This window comes from Nocardia sp. XZ_19_369 (assembly GCF_015355715.1).
Lineage (GTDB): Bacteria > Actinomycetota > Actinomycetes > Mycobacteriales > Mycobacteriaceae > Nocardia.
Genome location: NZ_JACVED010000004.1, coordinates 481,687 through 500,889 on the forward strand (window position 1 = coordinate 481,687; position 19,203 = coordinate 500,889).

Below are 19,203 nucleotides of genomic sequence, written 5' to 3' on the forward strand. Positions count from 1 at the left end.
CTGTGGCGGCAGACGATTCGAGCACAACGGACCCGGCGGCCACGCCGGGCCCGGTGGAGGTACTGCGGGAGATCGGCTTCTGGCTGGAACGCTCGCGGGCCGAGACGTACCGGGTCAAGGCGTACCGCCGGGCCGCCGATATCGTCGCGGAGCTGCCCGATGAGGAGCGCGAAAGCCACCGCGCGGCGCACAGCTGGCGCGAGATCGCCGGGATCGGGCCGAAGACCGCCGCCGTCATCGAGGAGGCGTACGCAGGCCGGGTGCCGCAGTACCTGCTCGACCTGCGCAACGCGGCACAGCCGATCGGCGCCCCCGGCAAACCGCTGCGCACCCAACTGCGCGGCGACCTGCACACCCATTCGGACTGGTCCGACGGCGGTAGCCCGATCGCGGAGATGATGGGTGTCGCGGCGGCGCTGGGGCACGAATACTGTGCGCTGACCGATCATTCGCCGCGCCTGACCGTTGCGAACGGGCTGTCCGCCGACCGGCTGCGCAAGCAACTCGACGTGGTCGCCGAGCTCAACGATCGCTTGGCGCCGTTTCGCATCCTCACCGGCATCGAGGTCGACATCCTCGACGACGGCACCCTCGACCAGCAGGCCGATCTGCTCGCCGAACTCGACATCGTGGTGGCCAGCGTGCACTCGCACCTGCGCGCGGACAGCGCGACGATGACCAAGCGGATGGTCTACGCGGTGGCCAACCCCAACGTCGACGTGCTCGGCCACTGCACGGGCCGGCTCGTCACCGGTGGCCGCGGTACCCGGCCCGAGTCGAGCTTCGACGCGGAGATGGTGTTCGAGGCGTGCCGGAGCTACGGCACCGCCGTCGAGATCAATTGCAGGCCGGAACGCCGCGACCCGCCGTCCCGGCTGATCCAGCTCGCGATCGAGATGGGCTGCTACTTCTCCATCGACACCGACGCGCACGCCCCAGGCCAGTTGGATTGGCAGGGCTATGGTTGCGAGCGCGCCGTCGCGAATGGTGTTGCGGCCGAGCGGGTCATCAACACCTGGCCGCTGGCCGACCTGCTCGCCTGGACCGAGGTGCACGAGGCCTGATGGCCGTCCGGTTAACTGTTGCCGAATAGTCGTGCCGGGCCGGAGATCTGCCGCGATCGCCGCTGAGAATGGTTGCCAGACAGAGTAGGTGGGGGTGGGCGGGCCGTTGGGCGAGTTTCCGGTCGAAATCGTGCTGGCCGTCGTCGGTATCGCGGTGCCGATCGGCGCGTTCCTGTACGAGTTCGTGCTCGTCGGGCGCAAGCGGCTCGGCTACCGCGTGCAGATGGACACGCCCGTCACCGGTGAGGTCGCCTCGGTGTTTCCCGGCGTGCTGCCGCAGCTGCGTCCCTCGCTGGACGGTGCGAGTCCGGATCTGAAGGATCTCTCGGTTGTCTTGGTGCGCATCGAGAACAGCGGCGCGACCGACATCGACACCCACGATTACAAGGCGCCCGATCCCGCGCGGATCGGCCTGCACCTACGGTTCCCGCAGCGTCTGGTCATCGGCATGGCGGTGACCGAGCTCAGCGATCCCGGGCTGGCCGACAATCTGGATCGCGACTCCGGCATCGCGGTGCGCGAGGACATGGCCGGGCACATCGGTGTCATCGATCTGCCCAAGGTGCCGCTGGATCGCGGTGAGCACTACAAGATCCTGGCCATCCTGCAGCGCTCCGAGGGCACGGGGGAGTACCCGGTGCCGGTGCTGACCGGCGGCATCAAAGGCGGGCGTATCCAGGAAACCCGAAGCCGCACGGGCATTCCCCGAATGATGTTGGGGCTGACCATCTTTCTGGTGCTGGTGATCATCGTCCAATTGATCGTCAACGCACTGGAGCCCACGCCGACGCCGCTGGAATGTGCCGAGGGCAAGCTCACCGTGGTCGGATCGTCGGCCTTCGCGCCGGTCGTCCGAGCAGCCGCCGAACAGTACGGTACGCGTTGCACCGGAGCGCAATTCGCGTTCGCCTTCGAAGGCACCGAACGCGGGCTGGACCGGCTGGCCGAGGAGGGCAAGGACAACGCGGGACTGCTGGCCATCAGCGACGGACCGAAGGGCAGCGGATACCCAGCCCTGGTGCACCGCCCGCTGGCGCTGTCGCTGTTCAGCATGATCGTCAACAAGGGGGTCGGCGTACCGAGCCTCACCGAGGCGCAGATCCGGGACCTCTATCAAGGCCGGATCGGCAACTGGCGTGAGGTGGGCGGGCCGGATCTGCCGGTGGTGCTGGTGAATCGGATCCAGGGCTCCGGTTCTCGAAATACGTTCGAGCGCAGGCTACTCGGCGGAAGTCAACCCGATCGTCCGCATGTGAGTTGCATCGCCATCAAGGGCACGGTGCTGTCCGCCGCGACGCACTGCGAGGTTCAGGTGACCAAGGACATGCAGAAGGCGGTCGGCGAAATCCCCGGCGCCATCGGCTATTCGGAGTACTCCGAGGCGGTGGCGGCCGAACTGGCGACCGTCGCGATCAACGGCGTCACCGCGGGTCGCGACGCGGCCATCGCTCGCACGTACCCGTTCTGGGGCGTGGAATACGCCTACAGCCACGGCGAGCTGCCCGGTGACTCGCTGGCGGCGGCCTTCCTGCACTACCTGGTCGATCAGGCCGGCAAGGACGTGCTCCGGGCACACGGCAATGCGCCGTGCGGCGAGCTGCCCGATCCGGCCAGGTGCCTGCCCGATTCGTGACCGCGTGTCACATTTCCGACGGCTGCCTCGTCCCATTGGTGTAGGAGAGCACACCGACGAAAGGACGACACCGTGTCACGGATGAAGCTCGCAGAGGTTGCGCCGGAGTTGTACCAGGCGTGGTTCGCCGCCGAGGGCGCGATTCGCCGCGGCCCGCTGGACCCGGTGGTCCGCGAGCTGGTCAAGATTCGCGCCTCGCAGATCAACGGCTGCGTGTACTGCATCGACCTGCACACCACCGACGCCCGCCTGGCCGGGGAAACTGAAAAGCGCATCTTCCAGCTCGATGCCTGGCGTGAGTCGGCGCTCTACACCGACGCCGAGCGCGCCGCCCTCGCCTACGCCGAAGCGGTCACCAAGCTCGGCGAGCACGGGGTGAGCGACGCGGTGTGGGCCGACGTGGAGAAGCATTTCGACGAAGGGGCCAGGGCCGGATTGGTGGGGGTGACCGCGATGATCAACCTGTGGAACAGGATCGGGGTGCCGCTGCGGATGCAGCCCGACGCCGGCTGACGCCGGTTGCTCGGCCTCAGTCCGTCGGCGGCAGGAACGGCCGCGTGAAGTAGTCCTCGACCGGCAGCGGCCCGGTGTACCGCCGGCACGGGCAGCGCACCCACTGCCACGTCGCGGGCGCGACCGACCGCCGTTCCTCCGCGTGGCACTCCCCGGCCTGCGGATCGTGGATGGCGAGGTCGTGGCCGCAGCCGCACTTCGCGGCGCTGCGCCGCGCCTTGCCGCCCACCGCCCCGAGGTGGCCGTACCGTCCGAGGGCCCAGCCGAGGCCGAGGATGCCTGCGCCGACGGCCAGGGTAAGGGGATCGAACATGGATTAATTGTATGTATACGTATGCGCGGTTACCGGCGGAAGGCCCCGTTCTGTCGGTGGTATCGGCGAAGATGGCCTCATGACGGAACTATCGCTGCGTGAGCTGAACCGAACCCTGCTGGTGCGTCAGATGTTGGCGCAGCGGGTCGCGATGACACCGTTGGAGTTGGTCCGGCATCTGGTCGCGGTGCAGGGGCAGGAACCGAACTGGCCCTATGTCGGGCTGTGGACCCGGCTCGCGGAGTTCCGGCACGACGACCTGGCCGCGTTGCTGCGTGAGCGAAAGCTGGTGCGCTCCGCCATGATTCGCCGCACGGTGCACCTCGCCGACGCGGACGACTTTCGCTGGCTGCGCCCCACGGTGCGCCCGGTGGTGCACGCGGCGCTGCAGGCGCCCTACTACCGCGACGAGATCGAAGGCCTGGATCTGGACGAGCTGGCCGCCGCGGGACGGGAGCTGCTCTCGGGCAGTATCCGGTCCCGGTCCGACCTCGGACAGCTACTCGGCGAGCGTTTTCCGGGCCGAAACCCGCGCAGGCTGGCCGAGTCGGTGGAGCTGTTGGTGCCCATGGTGCACAGCCCGGTGACCGGCGCCTGGGGCAAGTGGCGCAACCGCTCGGTTACCGTCGCGCTTGCCGACGAATGGATCGGTGCGCCGATGGCGACGACGCCGCAGGCGGAGACCATGATTCTGCGCTATCTGGCCGCGTTCGGGCCCGCCACCGTCGCCGACATGCAGGCGTGGGCCGGGGTCACCCGGCTGGCCGAGGTGGTCGACGAGATGCGCACCCGCCTACGCGTTTTCACCGACGACCAGCACCGGGTGCTGTTCGACCTGCCGGACGCGCCGCTGGCCGACCCGAATCTGCCGGTGCCGGTGCGCTTCCTGCCCGCGTTCGACAACGCGCTGCTCGGCCACAAGGACCGGCGCAGGATCATCAGCGAGGAAGACCGGCAGCGCATCGCCAAGGAGGCTTCGGGCGGCGTGCCGATGTACCTGGTCGACGGGTTCGTGCACGGTCGGTGGGTCTTGGACGACACCACTATTCGGGTCACGCCGTGGCATCCGCTGTCGGCCGCCGACGAGGAGGCGCTGCGCGCCGAGGCCGAGCGGCTGCTGCCGTTCGTGGTGCCGGGGCAGGACGGGAAGATCGTGATCGAGGGCTGAGCTTGCTGTCCACCCCGGTGGACATGTTGGGTGCGATCGGCAAAGGCGGCTCCCACCTGCCGATCTCGGCAATCGATCAGCAACGTATCCGACTGCATGGTTTGAGAGTGCCGTGGTGAGGTACATCACTGGCGGCCCCCCTGGTCGAGAAATCGGCGACCAGGCCAACCAAGCCCTGTGGACGGCGGTGCGGCTGAGCTTCACCTCCGCTGAGGCGGCCACCAGTTCGAGTTCGGCGCCCGGTGCTCCGAAGCACTGGGTGGATGCGAGAGCTAACGGTTGTGCCTCTTGGAAGGAGGGTCGATGAGCGCGCGTAGCGAGCGAAAAACGAACCCAGCCGCCATCAATGTCCTGGCGGAGTCGAGCACCGGTGAGGTGCGGTCATGAGTCAGCGAAGCGATCGAATCCGCGATGCGGTAGCCCTGGCGAATGATGGTGCCGAGCGCGGTGGCGTGAGCCACTTGCCGACGTCGGCGCAGACGGTGTCCTCCGATCTGCTGTCGATCGACCACGCCGGAACCCGATTCCGTATCGCGATGGTTGTCCCCCCGTACTTCGACGTGCCGCCCAAGGCCTACGGAGGCGTGGAAGCCGTCGTCGCGGATCTGGTCGACTCGCTGGTGGCCAGAGGCCACGACGTGACCCTGCTCGGCGCGGGCAAACCGGGCACCAAGGCGAAATTCGTTCCGCTGTGGGACCGCATCTGCCCCGAGCGGCTCGGCGAACCCTTCCCCGAGGTGCTACACGCGCTGCGCGCCCGACGGGCGATCGAGAAACTCGCTGCGGACGGCGCCATCGATCTCGTACACGAGCACACTTTCGCGGGCCCGCTGAACGCCCCCGCGTATAGGGAACTTGATTTGCCGACCGTGGTCACGGTGCACGGCCCGGTCGAGGGCGAATGCTATGAGTACTACCGGGAAATGGGCGACGATGTCTCGCTCGTCGCGATCAGCGACCGGCAGCAGGAGCTGGCCCCCGATTTGAATTGGGCTGGGCGAGTGCATAATGCTCTGCATCCTGAGGAGTGGCCGTTCCGTGCCGACAAGGACGACTACGCGCTGTTCCTCGGCCGCTTCAGCGAGTGCAAGGCGCCGCATCTGGCGCTGGAGGCCGCGCACGCCGCGGGCATCCCGCTCGTGTTGGCGGGTAAGTGCAGCGAACCGCCCGAGCTCAAATACTTCGAAGAGCAGGTACGTCCTTTGCTGACCGACCAGGATCACGTATTCGGCCTCGCCGATGCCGCCGCGAAGCGGAAACTGTTGGCGGGAGCCAAATGTCTGCTGTTCCCGATCCGTTGGGAGGAACCCTTCGGCATGGTGATGATCGAGTCCATGGTGTGCGGCACACCGGTCGTCGCGCTACGCGGCGGCGCGGTAGCCGAGGTGATCGTCGATGGGGTCACCGGCCGCATCTGTGACGACCCCGCCGAACTCACCGCCGCCATCGCCGAGGTGCAGACAATGGATCCGTCGGCGTGCCGCAAGCACGTCGAGGAGAATTTCGGTTCGGATACGCTCGGGCGCGGCTACGAGCAGGTCTATCGCAAGCTGATGCGGCCGCGGAAACGGATCGACTACCGATGGCGCAAGGACGAGATGGTGCCGGTGCCCGTCGCGGCGAGCGGACTCGCGTGACGGCGGATCCGACCGCCGCGCTCAGCCCCGCTCCACTGAACTCCGGTGAGCCGACGGGTTTCGGTGGAGCGGGTTCGGTCACGCTGGTCGAGGGCGGCACCTTCTGTCTGTCGAACCGGCTCGGCGATGTCGAGCCGGGCCGCCCGCACGGGCTCTTCTTCCGGGACGCGCGCGTCGTGTCCCGATGGGAACTGCTGGTGGACGGCCATCTGCCCGAACCGCTTTCGGTGCTCAGCCCGGAGGCGTTCGCCGCGCGGTTCGTGCTGCGAAGACCGCCGACGGCCGGGCTGGCCGATAGCACGTTGCTGGTGGTACGCGAGCGGATCGTCGCCGACGGCATGCACGAGGTGCTCACCCTGGAGAACATGGGGCGCGAGCCGACGGCGGTCACCCTCGAGCTGCATGTCGACGCCGATTTCGTGGACCTCTTCGCGGTCAAGGAGGGCCGCGCCGGACACGGCAGAGCCGAGGTGACGGTGGCCGAGGGGGAGCTCCTGTTCCACGATCGCGCCGATCGCATGCGCGGGCTCTCGGTCTCCGCGAGCGTCGAACCCACCGTATTGCCCGGCACTTTGGTGTGGAAGGTCGTGGTCCCCGTCGGCGCGAGCTGGCAGACCGAGATCACCGCCCAGCCCACCTTGGGCAACCAGCGGTTCCAGGTGTCGCTGGCCCCCGGCGAGCACTACGGAGTCAGCGCGCCCGGGCGCAAGATCGAGGCCTGGCGGCACACCGCCACCGACATCGCCGCCTCGCATCCGGAACTGACCCAGGTGCTCCGACGCACCGAAAGTGACCTGGGCGCCTTGCAGATTCACGACGATTCCGGCGACAGCAGGCCGTTCGTCGCGGCGGGCGCGCCCTGGTTCATGACCCTGTTCGGCCGCGACAGCCTGCTGACCGCCTGGATGGCGCTGCCGCTCGAGGTCGACCTGGCGCTCGGGACGCTGCAGCAGCTCGCCGAACTGCAAGGGCAGACGGTGAATCCGCTCACGGAGGAGGAGCCGGGGCGGATCATGCACGAGATGCGCCGCGGTCCGGCCGGTGGGCTGGTGCTCGGCGGCAACATCTATTACGGAACCGTCGACGCCACACCGCTTTTCGTGATGCTGCTGGCCGAGTGTTATCGCTGGGGCGCGGATGCGGAGGCGATCCGGCAGCTGCTGCCCGCCGCCGACGCGGCACTCAGCTGGATCGAGGACTACGGCGACCGGGACGGCGACGGGTTCGTCGAGTATCGGCGGGCCACCGACCGCGGCCTGGTCAACCAGGGGTGGAAGGACAGCTGGGACGGCATCAACGATCTGCAGGGCCATATCACCGAGGCGCCGATCGCGTTGTGCGAGGTGCAGGGGTATGTGCACGCCGCGCTGCTGGCCCGCGCCGAGCTGGCCGAGGCCTTCGACGATCCGCGCCGGGCGGCGGAGCTGCGTGATCAGGCGGCGGAGCTGCGCGGCAAGTTCGCCGAGCAGTTCTGGCTGCCCGAACGCGGCTGGTACGCCGTCGCGCTCGACAAGGGCAAGCGCCGGGTCGACGCACTGACAAGCAATACGGCGCACTGTCTTTGGTCCGGCATCGCCAGCGACGCGCACGCCGCCGAATTGGTGCGGCGGCTGTCGGGCCCGGAGATGGACAGCGGTTTCGGGTTGCGCACGCTGTCCACGAAGATGGGTGCCTACAACCCGATGAGCTACCACTGCGGCTCGGTCTGGCCGCACGACACCGCCATCGCGGTGGCCGGTCTGCTGCGCTACCGTCACGTGCCGGGCGCGGTCGACCTGGCGACCCGGCTGGCGACCGGATTGCTCGACGCGGCAACGGCTTTCGACGGCAGACTACCCGAGCTCTACTGCGGCTTCCCGCGCTCGCGGTTCCCGACCCCGGTGCCCTACCCGACGTCCTGCTCACCGCAGGCCTGGGCGAGTGCCGCACCGCTGCTGCTGGTGCGCTCGTTCCTCGGTCTCGACCCCGACGTGCCGAACCGCACCATCACCGTGCGGCCGCTGGTGCCGCCGGAGTGGGGCCGAATCACGTTGGCCGCGTTGCGCCTCGGTCCGATCACCATCGATCTCGAGGTGGAGGGCGCCCAGGTGACCGCCGCGCGACTACCCGACGATTGGCAACTGGTCACCCGATGAATTCCCGATCTTGGTATGAACTACCCCGCATCGGGGTACCCCCCGGGTGTAAGCATTTCAGGCTGATAGACAACGCAGGCTGGAGGTGCACGATGCAGACATCGCGGGATATGCGGGACCTGTGGAGTACACAGCACCGCGACTGCACTATCGAGCCCATGGATCTGGACATGGAGCTCGCCCAGTTCGTCCGCAGTACCCACGCCGGCCACGGCCCCGACTGCTGCCAATACCTGGCAGCCGCGGCCTACTACTTCGACCACGCCGAAGTCGGCTGAGCCCTGAGGTTCTCGCGCCCACCGGCGCTGCTCGGCCCAGCTCGCTCAGGCCACCCCTGAGCCAGCTGGGTCGAACCGGTTCTCGCGGCCGTCCATTTGCGTTGTCCGGCCGTAGGATCGAGGGGTGGCTATCGCTCAGTTGAGTTTGATCACCCTGAACTGCTCGGACAAGGAGGAGCTCGCGGTGTTCTGGGCCGCCCTCCTCGATGGTGAGATTGTTTATCGCACATCGGAATTGGCCGTGGTACACACCGAGCGCGGGTCGCTGTGTGCGCTGACGGTACCGGACTACCAGCCGCCGAGTTGGCCCGCAGGCGAGACGCCGAGCCACATCCATCTCGATCTGCGGGTGGATGACCTGGACGACGCGCAGGCCGAGGCTGTCCGGTTGGGGGCGCGGATTGCGGATGTGCAACCGGGACCGGAGCTTTGGCGGGTGCTGTTCGACCCGGCCGGTCACCCGTTCTGCCTGACCGCCCGTGCGCCGCTACTTCCCCTCGGACCTCGCCCGAACATCCAAGAAGAGGGCTGAATTCGCGTGTGACGGCGGCAAATCTCGAGTGGGCGCGCCGTGATGTCCCGTTTGGCGGGGTAGCTGATGATCGTCGGGACATAGTGGCGGCGAACGTCGAGTGGGCGCGCCGTGATGTCCCGTTTGGCGGGGTAGCTGATGATCGACGGGACTTGGTGGCGGCGAACGTCGAGTGGGCGCGCCATGGTGTCCCGTTTGGCGGGGTAGCTGATGATCGACGGGACTTGGTGGCGGCGAACGTCGAGTGGGCGCGCCATGGTGTCCCGTTCGGCGGGGTAGCTGATGATCGACGGGACTTGGTGGCGGTGAACAGCGAGTGGGCCCGCGTGTGCCCCGGCGGTCAGGCTGAATGCGAAAAGGCCGGTGACTACGTGTCACCGGCCTTCTCGCTCGTCAGGTCAGGCGCGGAACGGGTAGCGCTGGTCGAGGTCCAGATTCAGCTCGACCACATTGACGCGGGGTTCGCCGAGGAAGCCGAGGGTACGGCCGGACGTGTGCGCGTCTACCAGTTGGCGCACGTCGTCCTCAGAGATGTTGCGAGCCTTGGCGATTCGCGCGATCTGGAGGTCCGCGTACCTGGGTGAGATGTGCGGGTCCAGTCCGCTGCCGCTGGCGGTGACCGCGTCGGTGGGGACCGGGGTATCGACGGTGGCGTCGCCGAAGATCGGGACGATCCGGCCGGCCGCGTAATCCGCACCGGGCTCGGCGCATTCGACCCGCACACCCTTGTACGTCGCCAGGAACGGCGTAGCCGGGCACGCCTCGTTGACGCTCACCACCTGTGTGGGATGGGAGACCTCACCGTCGGCGTCACGCGGCCCGATCACCGAGAGCACCGCCCCGACACCATCTTTCGTGCAGAACGGCCGGGCGCCGTCGACCCCCTCACGGTCGCCGACCTCCTTGCTGCGTGCGCACACGGTGGACAGCAGGCTCAGCTTCGCCTTGTCCGGGTCAGCGTCGAGGGTGTCCATAATGCTCTCCGGACCGAGGTTCGACGCGGAGGTGGACATCGGGTCGTACCCGTGCTCGCCCGCCGCGGACGGACGGCTCTGGAAGTACTGCACCAGCGCCTTGCCGTCGGCGTCGGTGAACGACTGCCCGATCAGGCTGGAACCGACGAGCTTGCCGTCGACGGAGAGCAACGACCCGTCCGACTTGTCGTGCAACCCGGGCAGCTGCGCAACCGCGAAAACCGCCAGGGGATAGATGATTCCGGTGATCGCGGTGAGCACGAGCAGCGCACGCAACGCGGCCAGGTGCTGCCGGACCCAAGTGGAGAGGCGCATGTCAGGACATCCCAGGGAGGAGTTGGACGACGAGGTCGATGAGCTTGATGCCGATGAACGGCGCGATGATGCCGCCGAGCCCGTAGATGGTCAGGTTGCGGCTCAACAACTTCGACGCGTTGCTCGGCGTGTAGTTCACCCCGCGCAGCGAGAGCGGGATCAGCGCCACGATGATGATCGCGTTGAAGATGACCGCGGACAGGATCGCCGACTGCGGGCTGTGCAGCCGCATGATGTTCAGCGCGTCCAGGCCGGGGAACAGCGCGATGAACAACGCGGGCAGGATCGCGAAGTACTTGGCGATGTCGTTGGCGATGGAGAACGTGGTCAGCGCGCCGCGGGTGATGAGCAACTGCTTGCCGATCTCGACGATCTCGATCAGCTTGGTCGGATCGGAGTCCAGATCGACCATGTTGCCCGCTTCTTTGGCGGCCGAGGTGCCGGTGTTCATGGCGACACCCACATCGGCCTGGGCCAGGGCGGGCGCGTCGTTGGTGCCGTCGCCGGTCATCGCGACCAGCCGCCCGCCGTCCTGCTCCTGCTTGATCAACGCCAGCTTGTCCTCCGGCGTCGCCTCGGCGAGGAAGTCGTCCACGCCCGCCTCGTCGGCGATCGCCTTGGCGGTCAACGGGTTGTCGCCGGTGATCATGACGGTGCGGATGCCCATCCGGCGCATCTCGTCGAAGCGTTCCCGCATGCCCTGCTTGACGACGTCCTTGAGATGGATGACGCCGAGCAGCCGGGCGGTGCCGTCCCTGAGCTCGCCGACGACCAGCGGTGTGCCACCGGAGGCGGACACGCCGTCGACGATCACGCCGGCCTCGCTGGGCACGGTGCCGCCTTGTGCGCGAACCCATTCGATGACCGCACTGGCCGCGCCCTTGCGCAGCTGGTGCCCGTCGGCCAGGTCGACGCCCGACATGCGGGTCTGCGCGGTGAACTCCACCCAGGTCGCGCCGGTCAGTTCGCCGGGCGTGCGCTCGCGCTTGTTGTACGCCTGCTTGGCGTAGACGACGATCGAGCGGCCTTCCGGCGTCTCGTCGGCGAGGCTGGACAGCTGCGCCGCATCGGCCAGTTCGTCGGCCGAAATGCCCGGCACCGGAACGAACTCCGCGGCCTGCCGGTTGCCGAGGGTGATGGTGCCGGTCTTGTCCAGCAGCAGCGTGTTCACATCGCCGGCCGCCTCGACCGCGCGGCCGGACATGGCGAGCACATTGCGCTGCACCAGCCGGTCCATGCCCGCGATGCCGATGGCCGAGAGCAGCGCGCCGATGGTGGTCGGGATCAGGCAGACCAGCAGCGAGACCATGACGATGCCGGTGATGCCGTTGCCGTCCAGCGCCGAAGTGTCCGGCACGCCAGGGTTGTTCGCCTTCGAGAAGATCGCCAGCGGCTGCAGGGTCACCACCGCGAAGACGAAGATGATGGTGAGCGAGGCGAGCAGGATGTTCAGCGCGATCTCGTTGGGCGTCTTCTGCCTGCTCGCGCCCTCGACCAGGGCGATCATCTTGTCGATGAAGCTCTTGCCCGGCTCCTGGGTGATCTGGACGACGATCCGATCGGACAGCACGGTGGTGCCGCCGGTGACCGCGGAACGGTCGCCGCCGGATTCCCGGATCACCGGCGCGGATTCACCGGTGATCGCCGATTCGTCCACCGACGCAATGCCTTCCACCACGTCACCGTCGCCGGGGATGACCTGCCCCGCCTCGACGACGACGTGGTCGCCGCGCTGCAGTTCCGGTGCGGCGACGCCTTCCTCGACGATCGGCCCGCCGGGTGTCCAGTCCACCAAACGTCGTGCGACGGTGTCGGTCTTGGCTTTACGCAGTGTGTCGGCCTGTGCCTTGCCGCGGCCCTCGGCCACCGCTTCGGCGAGATTGGCGAAGATGACGGTGAGCCAGAGCCACACCACGATCGCCCAGGCGAAGAAGGTGGGGTCGGCGATCGCGAGCACGGTCGCCCAGACCGCGCCGATCTCGACAATGAACATCACCGGGTTGCGCCACATGGTGCGCGGGTCGAGCTTGCGTACCGCGTCGGGCAGCGAGGTGAGCAGCATCGTCGGATCGAGCGCTCCGCGCGCGACGCGCTTGTGTTCCAGCTGCTTCTTCGACTCGGCAAACTCGTCTGGAGCGCTGGTGATTTCGGTCGTTGGTGTGGTCATTTCAGTGGATTCCTTCAGCGAGCGGCCCGAGCGCGAGTGCGGGCAGGAAGGTGAGCGCGACCAGGATCACCGTCACACCGACGACCATGCCGATGAACTGTGGCCGGTGCGTCGGCAGCGTGCCGATCGACTCGGGAGTATTGCCCTGCTTGGCCAGCGACCCGGCGAGCGCGAGCACGAAGATGATCGGCAGGAACCGGCCGAAGACCATGGCCAGACCCAGTGCGGTGTTGTACCACTCGGTGTTGCCGGTGAGGCCGGCGAACGCGGAGCCGTTGTTGTTCGCCGCGGACGTGAAGGCGTACAACACTTCCGAGAGTCCGTGCGGGCCGGAGTTCAGCATGCCCGCGCGTTGACCGGGCAGCGCCATCGCGATCGCGGTGCCTACCAACACGATCAGCGGACTGACCAGGAAATACGAAGCGGCGAGCTTGATTTCGCGTGGCGTGATCTTCTTGCCGAGGTATTCCGGTGTGCGCCCGACCATCAGGCCCGCGATGAAGACGGTGATCATCGCGAGGATCAGCATGCCGTAGAGCCCGGAGCCCACGCCGCCCGGCGCGACCTCGCCGAGTTGCATGTTGAACATCGTCATCATGCCGCCGAGGCTGGTGTAGGAGTCGTGGAACGAGTCGACCGCACCGGTGGACGTCAGCGTGGTCGCGCCGGAGAACGTCGCCGAATTCGCCACGCCGAACCGGGTTTCCACGCCCTCCATGGACGCGCCGATGGCGGTGGGCACGGTGCCGTGGTGGGCCAGCTGGAAGATATTGCTCAGCGTTACGCTGATGATCGCGATCGTGCCCATCACCGCGACGATGGCAACGCCCTGCTTCTTGCTGCCGACCATCCGGCCGAACGTGCGCGGCAGCGAGAAGCTGATCATCAGGATGAGGAAGATCTCGAGCCAGTTCGTCCAGGTGGTGGGGTTCTCGAACGGGTGCGCGGAGTTCGCGTTGTAGAAGCCGCCGCCGTTGGTGCCGAGCTCCTTGATGACCTCCTGGCTGGCCACCGGCCCGCCGGGCATGGTCTGCTCGGTGCCGTTCAGCGTCTGCGCGACCTGATCGTGCAGGTGGAAGTTCTGGATCACGCCACCGGCGACCAGCACGATCGCGAACACGAAGGCGATCGGCAGCAGGATGCGCAGGGTGCCGCGCACCAGGTCCACCCAGAAGTTGCCGAGGTCGCCGGTGTGCCTGCGGGCGAAGCCGCGCACCAGCGCGACCGCGACGGCCATGCCGACGGCCGCGGAGACGAAGTTCTGCACCGCGAGCCCGGCCATCTGCACCAGGTGCCCCTGGGTGGACTCACCGGAGTAGTTCTGCCAGTTCGTGTTCGTCACGAAGCTGACGGCGGTGTTCCAGGCCAGCGCGGGCGTCATCTCGGTGCCCGGGTCGTTCAGGTGCAGCGGCAGCCTGCCCTGCAGCAGCTGCAAGAAGAAGAGGAACAGAATGCTGACCGCGGAGAACGCCAGCACGCTGCGGGCGTAGACGCCCCAGGTTTGCTCAACCTCCGGTTGTACGCCGATGGCCTTGTAGATCACGCGCTCCGCGCGGGCGTGCTTGGTGTTGTTGTAGACCCGGTACATGTAGTCGCCGAGCGGTACATGGACCAGGGCGAGCGCGATGATCAGGGACGCCGCGAAGGCGATCCCCGCCGTTGTCGTGTTCACCTAGAACCTCTCGGGAAAAAGCAGCGCCACGACCATGTAGACCGCGACGGCGATGGCGAGAACCAGACCGATCAGGTTCGCTATCACAGCTTTTCCACCCCGCGCTGGATCAGGCCCAGCAGGGCGAAGATCGCCACGGTGAGCACCGTGAACACCACGACAGACATGTTGACCAACCTCCATCAAGCGCTCGTGTTGTGGAGCGCGCCTTGGCGAGTCAAGTCTTCGATCAGGCGCGTGCCGAGGTTCCTTACGACTCCTTTGCGCGCGAAACGGTTGCCTTTGCGTTTCGTTTACACCCCGGCCGGGGATAGCTGAAAGGATGCCGTCAAAGAATGCGGCGATGGCGTCAACACACCGTAAAGATCGGTCCGATCTCCCTGCGTGGCGGTAGTAGTGGAGAGCCGGCCAGGCGGACCCCTCCAGCGCAACCGGTTGTCCGCATTGGTCGCAAGAGAGGAACGTCATGTCGGCTGTCACCGTCGCCGTCATCATCGGGTTCGTGTGTTGTGCGCTGTTGATCCGCGCGCTGGGCGCCCGCCGCGACGAGCGGCACGTGCCCGGCCTGGTCGTGGACGGCGACCGGGCCCGCGTCGGAGAACCCGGTGCCTTCGATGTCCGGTGATCGGACGCAGCGCGCCGTCCTGTCCCGCGGGTGCGCCGCGCCGGGGCCGCGACACGCAATGATGGACGAGTGAAACGCGGCCAACTACGCATCTACCTCGGCGCCGCGCCGGGAGTCGGTAAGACCTACGCCATGCTCGGCGAGGCACACCGGCGGCTCGAGCGCGGCCGCGACGTGGTGGCTGCGGTGGTCGAGACGCACGGCCGAGCGAAGACCGCCGGACTGTTGCAGGGGATCGAGCGGATACCGCCCAAGATGCTCGAGTATCGCGGCACGCTGCTGCCCGAGCTCGATCTGGCGGCGGTGCTGCGGCGCGCGCCCGCGGTGGCGCTGGTCGATGAGCTCGCGCACACCAATGTGCCCGGCAGCAAGCACGAAAAGCGTTGGCAGGACGTCGAAGAGCTGCTCGCCGCGGGGATCGATGTGGTCTCCACGGTCAACGTGCAGCACCTGGAGAGCCTCAACGATGTGGTCGAGCAGATCACCGGCATTCAGCAGCAGGAGACCGTGCCGGACGCGGTGGTGCGCGGCGCGGATCAGGTCGAGCTCGTCGACATCACCCCGGAAGCGTTGCGCCGCAGGCTATCTCACGGCAACGTCTACGCCGCCGACAAGGTAGACGCGGCGCTGCGCAACTACTTCCGGCCCGGGAATCTCACCGCACTAAGAGAATTGGCGCTGCTGTGGCTCGCCGACCAGGTCGACGCGGCCCTCGCGAAGTACCGGGCCGACCACAAGATCACCGATCTGTGGGAGGCGCGTGAGCGGGTGGTCGTCGCGGTGACCGGCGGCCCGGAGTCGGAGACGGTGGTGCGCCGCGCCAGCCGCATCGCGACCAAGGCCAGTGCCGAGCTGGTGCTGGTGCACGTCGTGCGCGGTGACGGGCTGGCCGGTGTCTCCACCGAACGGCTGGCTCGGCTGCGCGAACTGGCCGCCAGCCTGGATGCCTCGCTGCACACGGTCACCGGTGACAATGTGCCCGCCACGCTGCTGGAATTCGCGCGCGAGGTGAACGCGACCCAACTGGTCCTCGGTACCTCCCGGCGGTCCCGGTGGGCGCGCATGGTCGACGAGGGCATCGGGTCGGCGGTGGTGCAGCAGTCGGGCAAGATCGACGTGCACATGGTCACCCACGAGGAAGCCCACCGTGGTCTGCGCCGGGGTTCGCTGATGCCGCGCCAGCCGATCCGGGCCTGGCTCGCCGCGGTGCTCGTGCCGCTGGCGGTGTGCGGAATCTGTGCCGTGTTCCTGGACGGCTACCTCCAGCTCGGCGGGCTCAGCGCGGTGTTCTTCATCGGCGTCGTCGCCGTCGCGCTGCTGGGCGGCGTTGTCCCCGCGGCCTTTTCGGCGCTGCTGTCCGGGCTGCTGCTGAACTGGTTCTTCGCCGTGCCGCGCTACAGCCTGACCATCGCCGAGCCGGACAGCTTCGTCACGGTGGTGGTGTTGCTGTTCGTCGCGGTCGCGGTGGCGGCGCTGGTCGATACAGCGGCCAAGCAGACCCGCCAGGCTCGGCGGGCCTCGCAGGAGGCCGAGCTGTTGACCTTGTTCGCCGGTGCCGTGCTGCACGGCGCGGATCTGCCCAATCTGCTCGAACAGGTCCGTGAGACCTACGGGTTGCGCGCGGTGAGCATGCTGTGCGGTGAGCAGGTGATCGCCGCGGTGGGCCCGAATCCGCCGCAGCGCGCCGCCGACGCCGAAACCGCCATTCAGGCGGGCGACGCGTCCAGTTGGTTGCTACTGGCCGGGCGCCCGCTGGCCTCGGCCGATCGGCCGGTGCTCAATGCCGTCGCCAACCAGGCGGCCGGGCTGGTACGCCAATCTCGACTCGCCGAGGAAGCCAGCGCCGCCGCGGCCCTGCTCGAGGCCGACCGGTTGCGCCGCGCGCTGCTGTCCGCGGTCAGCCACGACCTGCGCACGCCGCTGGCCGGGGCCAAGGCCGCCGTGTCCAGCCTGCGCAGCGACGACATCGAGTTCTCCGCCGAGGACACCACCGAACTGCTGGAAACCATCGAGGAATCGGTGGACCAGCTCACCGCGCTGGTCGGCAACCTGCTCGACTCGTCCCGGCTGGCCGTCGGGGTGGTGAAGCCACAACTGCAACGGGTGTACATGGACGAGGTGGTGCACCGGGCTCTGGTCAGCGTCGGGATGGGCGCGCGTGGGCTGCGGCGCGCGGCGATGGATCGGGTGAAGGTGGAGGTCGGCGATGTCTCGGTGCGCGCCGACGCCGGGTTGCTGGAACGCGTGGTGGCCAACCTGATCGACAACGCCCTGCGGCACGCGCCGCGCGACACACCGGTGCGGGTGACCGCCGAACGCGACGGCGCCCGCGTGTCGATCGCGGTGGTGGACGTCGGTCCCGGCGTACCGCCGGGCACCGAGGAACAGCTTTTCGAGCCGTTCCAGCGGCTCGGCGACCGCGACAACAGCACCGGCGTCGGACTCGGCCTGTCGGTGGTGCGCGGTTTCGTCGAGGCGATGGGCGGCACCGTGCACGCCGAACCGACCCCCGGCACAGGATTGACCATGATCGTGGACCTGCCTGCCGACGAAACGGAAGCGAGCAGCTGATGATGGATACATCGACAGTCGGAGCCGCGCATAACCGGACCACACAGGAAGCCGTGATGACCGAGAAAAAACAGGAAGCCCCGGCGATCAAGGTGCTGGTGGTCGACGACGAACCACAGATCGTGCGTGCGTTGCGGATCAACCTGTCGGTCCGCGGTTACGAGGTGATCACCGCGGAGACCGGCGCGGGCGCGCTGCGGGCCGCCGCCGACAAACACCCCGATGTGGTGATCCTCGACCTCGGCCTGCCCGACATCGACGGCATCGAGGTGCTGGCCGGCTTGCGCGGCTGGACCTCCGCGCCGGTGATCGTGCTGTCCGCGCGCACCGACTCGGCGGACAAGGTCGAGGCGCTCGATGCCGGCGCCGACGACTACGTCACCAAACCGTTCGGGATGGACGAGCTGCTGGCCCGGCTGCGGGCCGCGGTCCGGCGCGGGGCCGCCGACACCGACTCCTCCGATCCGGTGGTGGTGACCTCGTCCTTCACCGTCGATCTCGCCGCCAAGAAGGTGACCAAGAACGACGAGACCGTGCATCTCACGCCCACCGAGTGGGGGATGCTCGAGATGCTGGTGCGCAACAAGGGGAAGCTGGTGGGCCGCAAGGAGTTGCTGCGTGAGGTGTGGGGGCCGGCGTATGCGACCGAAACGCACTATCTGCGAGTGTATTTGGCGCAGTTGCGGCGCAAGCTCGAGGATGATCCTTCGCATCCCAAGCATCTGCTGACCGAGGCGGGGATGGGATACCGGTTCCAGGAGTAGTTGTCGCGCGGACCGCCGGAATGCGGGACCGGGCTTGTCGCGTTGCCAGGCGTGAGCGAACTCCGACGACAATGGCAGGATCGAACCCATGGTTGAACAGACATCCGCACAGGCACCGACCGAGCTATGGGTCGAGCGCACCGGCACGCGGGCTTACACCGGGCGCAGTTCGCGCGGCGGCGAGGTGCTGATCGCTTCGCAGGGCGTGCCCGGAGCCTTCACCCCCGGTGAGTTGCTGAAGATCGCGCTGGCCGGTTGCTCGGGGCTGAGCGCGGATTTCTCGCTCTCCCGCAAACTCGGCGATTCCTTCGACGCGACCATTCGGGTGTCCGGTGACGCGGATCGGGAGAACGAGCTCTATCCGCAGTTGGAAGAGACGTTCGAGCTCGACCTGAGCGAATTGGATCAGGAGGCGCGGGAGCGGTTGCTGGTTACCGTGCAGCGCGCGATCGACAAGGCGTGCACCGTCGGCCGGACTTTGCAGGCGGGGACGAAGGTGACTTTGTCCTTCGACGTCGAAGCCTGATGGGCGAATCCGACGAGCTCGTCCGGCTGAGCGCCTGGGTGCACGGCCGCGTCCAAGGGGTGGGTTTCCGCTGGTGGACGCGGTCGCGCGCGTTGGAACTCGGGCTGACCGGGCATGCGACCAACGCACGCGACGGGCGGGTGCACGTGGTCGGGGAGGGGCGGCGCGACGACTGCGCGCGGTTGCTCGAACTGCTACGTTCCGGAGATACACCTGGTCGGGTGACCTTGGTTGTGGAAAGCTGGGAGCCCGCGCGGGGTGATATGACCGGATTCGAGGAGCGGTAGTGGTGGGCCGGGATAGGACGAGGACTCGA

General features: G+C 67.7%; 18 protein-coding genes. 12 read left to right on the forward strand and 6 right to left on the reverse strand.

Going from position 1 to position 19,203, the window contains the following annotated elements:
* The first annotated feature begins 2 nt into the window (after positions 1–2).
* The 3 genes from IBX18_RS17535 (at position 3) to IBX18_RS17545 (ending at position 3,210) form a co-directional block, all read left to right on the forward strand.
* The gene (locus tag IBX18_RS17535; RefSeq protein WP_194834688.1) at positions 3–1,064 is read left to right on the forward strand and encodes a PHP domain-containing protein; all 1,062 of its coding nucleotides are present in this window, start codon (positions 3–5) and stop codon (positions 1,062–1,064) included.
* 94 nt (positions 1,065–1,158) lie between these two features.
* Positions 1,159–2,697, forward strand: a complete 1,539-nt coding sequence (locus tag IBX18_RS17540) for a PstS family phosphate ABC transporter substrate-binding protein (protein ID WP_306796299.1) — start codon at positions 1,159–1,161, stop codon at positions 2,695–2,697.
* An 81-nt stretch (positions 2,698–2,778) separates the two neighbouring features.
* Positions 2,779–3,210 (forward strand): carboxymuconolactone decarboxylase family protein, encoded by a 432-nt coding sequence (locus IBX18_RS17545; RefSeq protein WP_194834689.1) that lies wholly within the window; start codon positions 2,779–2,781, stop codon positions 3,208–3,210.
* A gap of 16 nt (positions 3,211–3,226) precedes the next feature.
* Here IBX18_RS17545 and IBX18_RS17550 read toward each other — a convergent pair whose 3' ends face one another.
* Positions 3,227–3,523, reverse strand: coding sequence for a hypothetical protein (locus IBX18_RS17550; protein ID WP_107658429.1), 297 nt, complete (start codon positions 3,521–3,523; stop codon positions 3,227–3,229).
* A gap of 79 nt (positions 3,524–3,602) precedes the next feature.
* Here IBX18_RS17550 and IBX18_RS17555 point away from each other — a divergent pair, with 79 nt between their 5' ends.
* From IBX18_RS17555 to IBX18_RS17570, 4 genes are all read left to right on the forward strand, one after another.
* Entirely contained in the window at positions 3,603–4,691 is a 1,089-nt protein-coding gene (locus IBX18_RS17555; RefSeq protein ID WP_194834690.1) for a winged helix DNA-binding domain-containing protein, read from the forward strand.
* 536 nt (positions 4,692–5,227) lie between these two features.
* Positions 5,228–6,328 (forward strand): glycosyltransferase family 4 protein, encoded by a 1,101-nt coding sequence (locus IBX18_RS17560; RefSeq protein ID WP_194834937.1) that lies wholly within the window; start codon positions 5,228–5,230, stop codon positions 6,326–6,328.
* Positions 6,325–8,463 (forward strand): glycogen debranching N-terminal domain-containing protein, encoded by a 2,139-nt coding sequence (locus IBX18_RS17565; protein ID WP_373889198.1) that lies wholly within the window; start codon positions 6,325–6,327, stop codon positions 8,461–8,463. The genes IBX18_RS17560 and IBX18_RS17565 overlap by 4 nt, the downstream gene beginning before the upstream one ends.
* A 402-nt stretch (positions 8,464–8,865) precedes the next feature.
* A complete protein-coding gene (locus tag IBX18_RS17570) occupies positions 8,866–9,273 on the forward strand; it encodes a VOC family protein (RefSeq protein ID WP_194834692.1) in 408 nt (135 codons plus the stop codon).
* Positions 9,274–9,671: 398 nt separating this feature from the next.
* On the opposite strand, the gene IBX18_RS17575 is transcribed toward IBX18_RS17570, so the two are convergent.
* From IBX18_RS17575 to IBX18_RS42110, 5 genes are read right to left on the reverse strand one after another with little or no spacing between them, the layout of a single operon-like run.
* Positions 9,672–10,562 (reverse strand): potassium-transporting ATPase subunit C, encoded by an 891-nt coding sequence (locus tag IBX18_RS17575; protein ID WP_194834693.1) that lies wholly within the window; start codon positions 10,560–10,562, stop codon positions 9,672–9,674.
* Position 10,563: 1 nt separating this feature from the next.
* Entirely contained in the window at positions 10,564–12,729 is a 2,166-nt protein-coding gene (kdpB, locus tag IBX18_RS17580) for a potassium-transporting ATPase subunit KdpB (RefSeq protein ID WP_194834694.1), read from the reverse strand.
* A 1-nt stretch (position 12,730) separates the two neighbouring features.
* On the reverse strand, positions 12,731–14,401 hold the full coding sequence (gene kdpA, locus IBX18_RS17585) for a potassium-transporting ATPase subunit KdpA (protein WP_194834695.1): 1,671 nt from the start codon (positions 14,399–14,401) through the stop codon (positions 12,731–12,733).
* Positions 14,402–14,488, reverse strand: a complete 87-nt coding sequence (gene kdpF, locus IBX18_RS43425; protein WP_246181372.1) for a K(+)-transporting ATPase subunit F — start codon at positions 14,486–14,488, stop codon at positions 14,402–14,404. It lies immediately after the preceding gene.
* On the reverse strand, positions 14,485–14,568 hold the full coding sequence (locus IBX18_RS42110; RefSeq protein ID WP_067449012.1) for a potassium-transporting ATPase: 84 nt from the start codon (positions 14,566–14,568) through the stop codon (positions 14,485–14,487). The genes kdpF and IBX18_RS42110 overlap by 4 nt, the downstream gene beginning before the upstream one ends.
* A 299-nt stretch (positions 14,569–14,867) precedes the next feature.
* On the opposite strand from IBX18_RS42110, the gene IBX18_RS17595 reads away from it, so the two are divergent.
* From IBX18_RS17595 to IBX18_RS17615, 5 genes are all read left to right on the forward strand, one after another.
* Positions 14,868–15,026, forward strand: a complete 159-nt coding sequence (locus IBX18_RS17595) for a hypothetical protein (protein ID WP_194834696.1) — start codon at positions 14,868–14,870, stop codon at positions 15,024–15,026.
* Positions 15,027–15,095: 69 nt separating this feature from the next.
* The gene (locus IBX18_RS17600; RefSeq protein ID WP_194834697.1) at positions 15,096–17,597 is read left to right on the forward strand and encodes a sensor histidine kinase KdpD; all 2,502 of its coding nucleotides are present in this window, start codon (positions 15,096–15,098) and stop codon (positions 17,595–17,597) included.
* Between the two features lie 56 nt (positions 17,598–17,653).
* Positions 17,654–18,361, forward strand: a complete 708-nt coding sequence (locus IBX18_RS17605; protein ID WP_194834698.1) for a response regulator — start codon at positions 17,654–17,656, stop codon at positions 18,359–18,361.
* A gap of 88 nt (positions 18,362–18,449) precedes the next feature.
* Positions 18,450–18,887 carry an OsmC family protein gene (locus IBX18_RS17610; RefSeq protein ID WP_194834699.1) on the forward strand — a complete coding sequence of 146 codons (438 nt, stop codon included), beginning with the start codon at positions 18,450–18,452 and terminating at the stop codon, positions 18,885–18,887.
* Positions 18,887–19,174 carry an acylphosphatase gene (locus IBX18_RS17615; RefSeq protein ID WP_194834700.1) on the forward strand — a complete coding sequence of 96 codons (288 nt, stop codon included), beginning with the start codon at positions 18,887–18,889 and terminating at the stop codon, positions 19,172–19,174. Before IBX18_RS17610 ends, IBX18_RS17615 begins: the two co-directional genes overlap by 1 nt.
* The last annotated feature ends 29 nt before the right edge of the window (positions 19,175–19,203 follow it).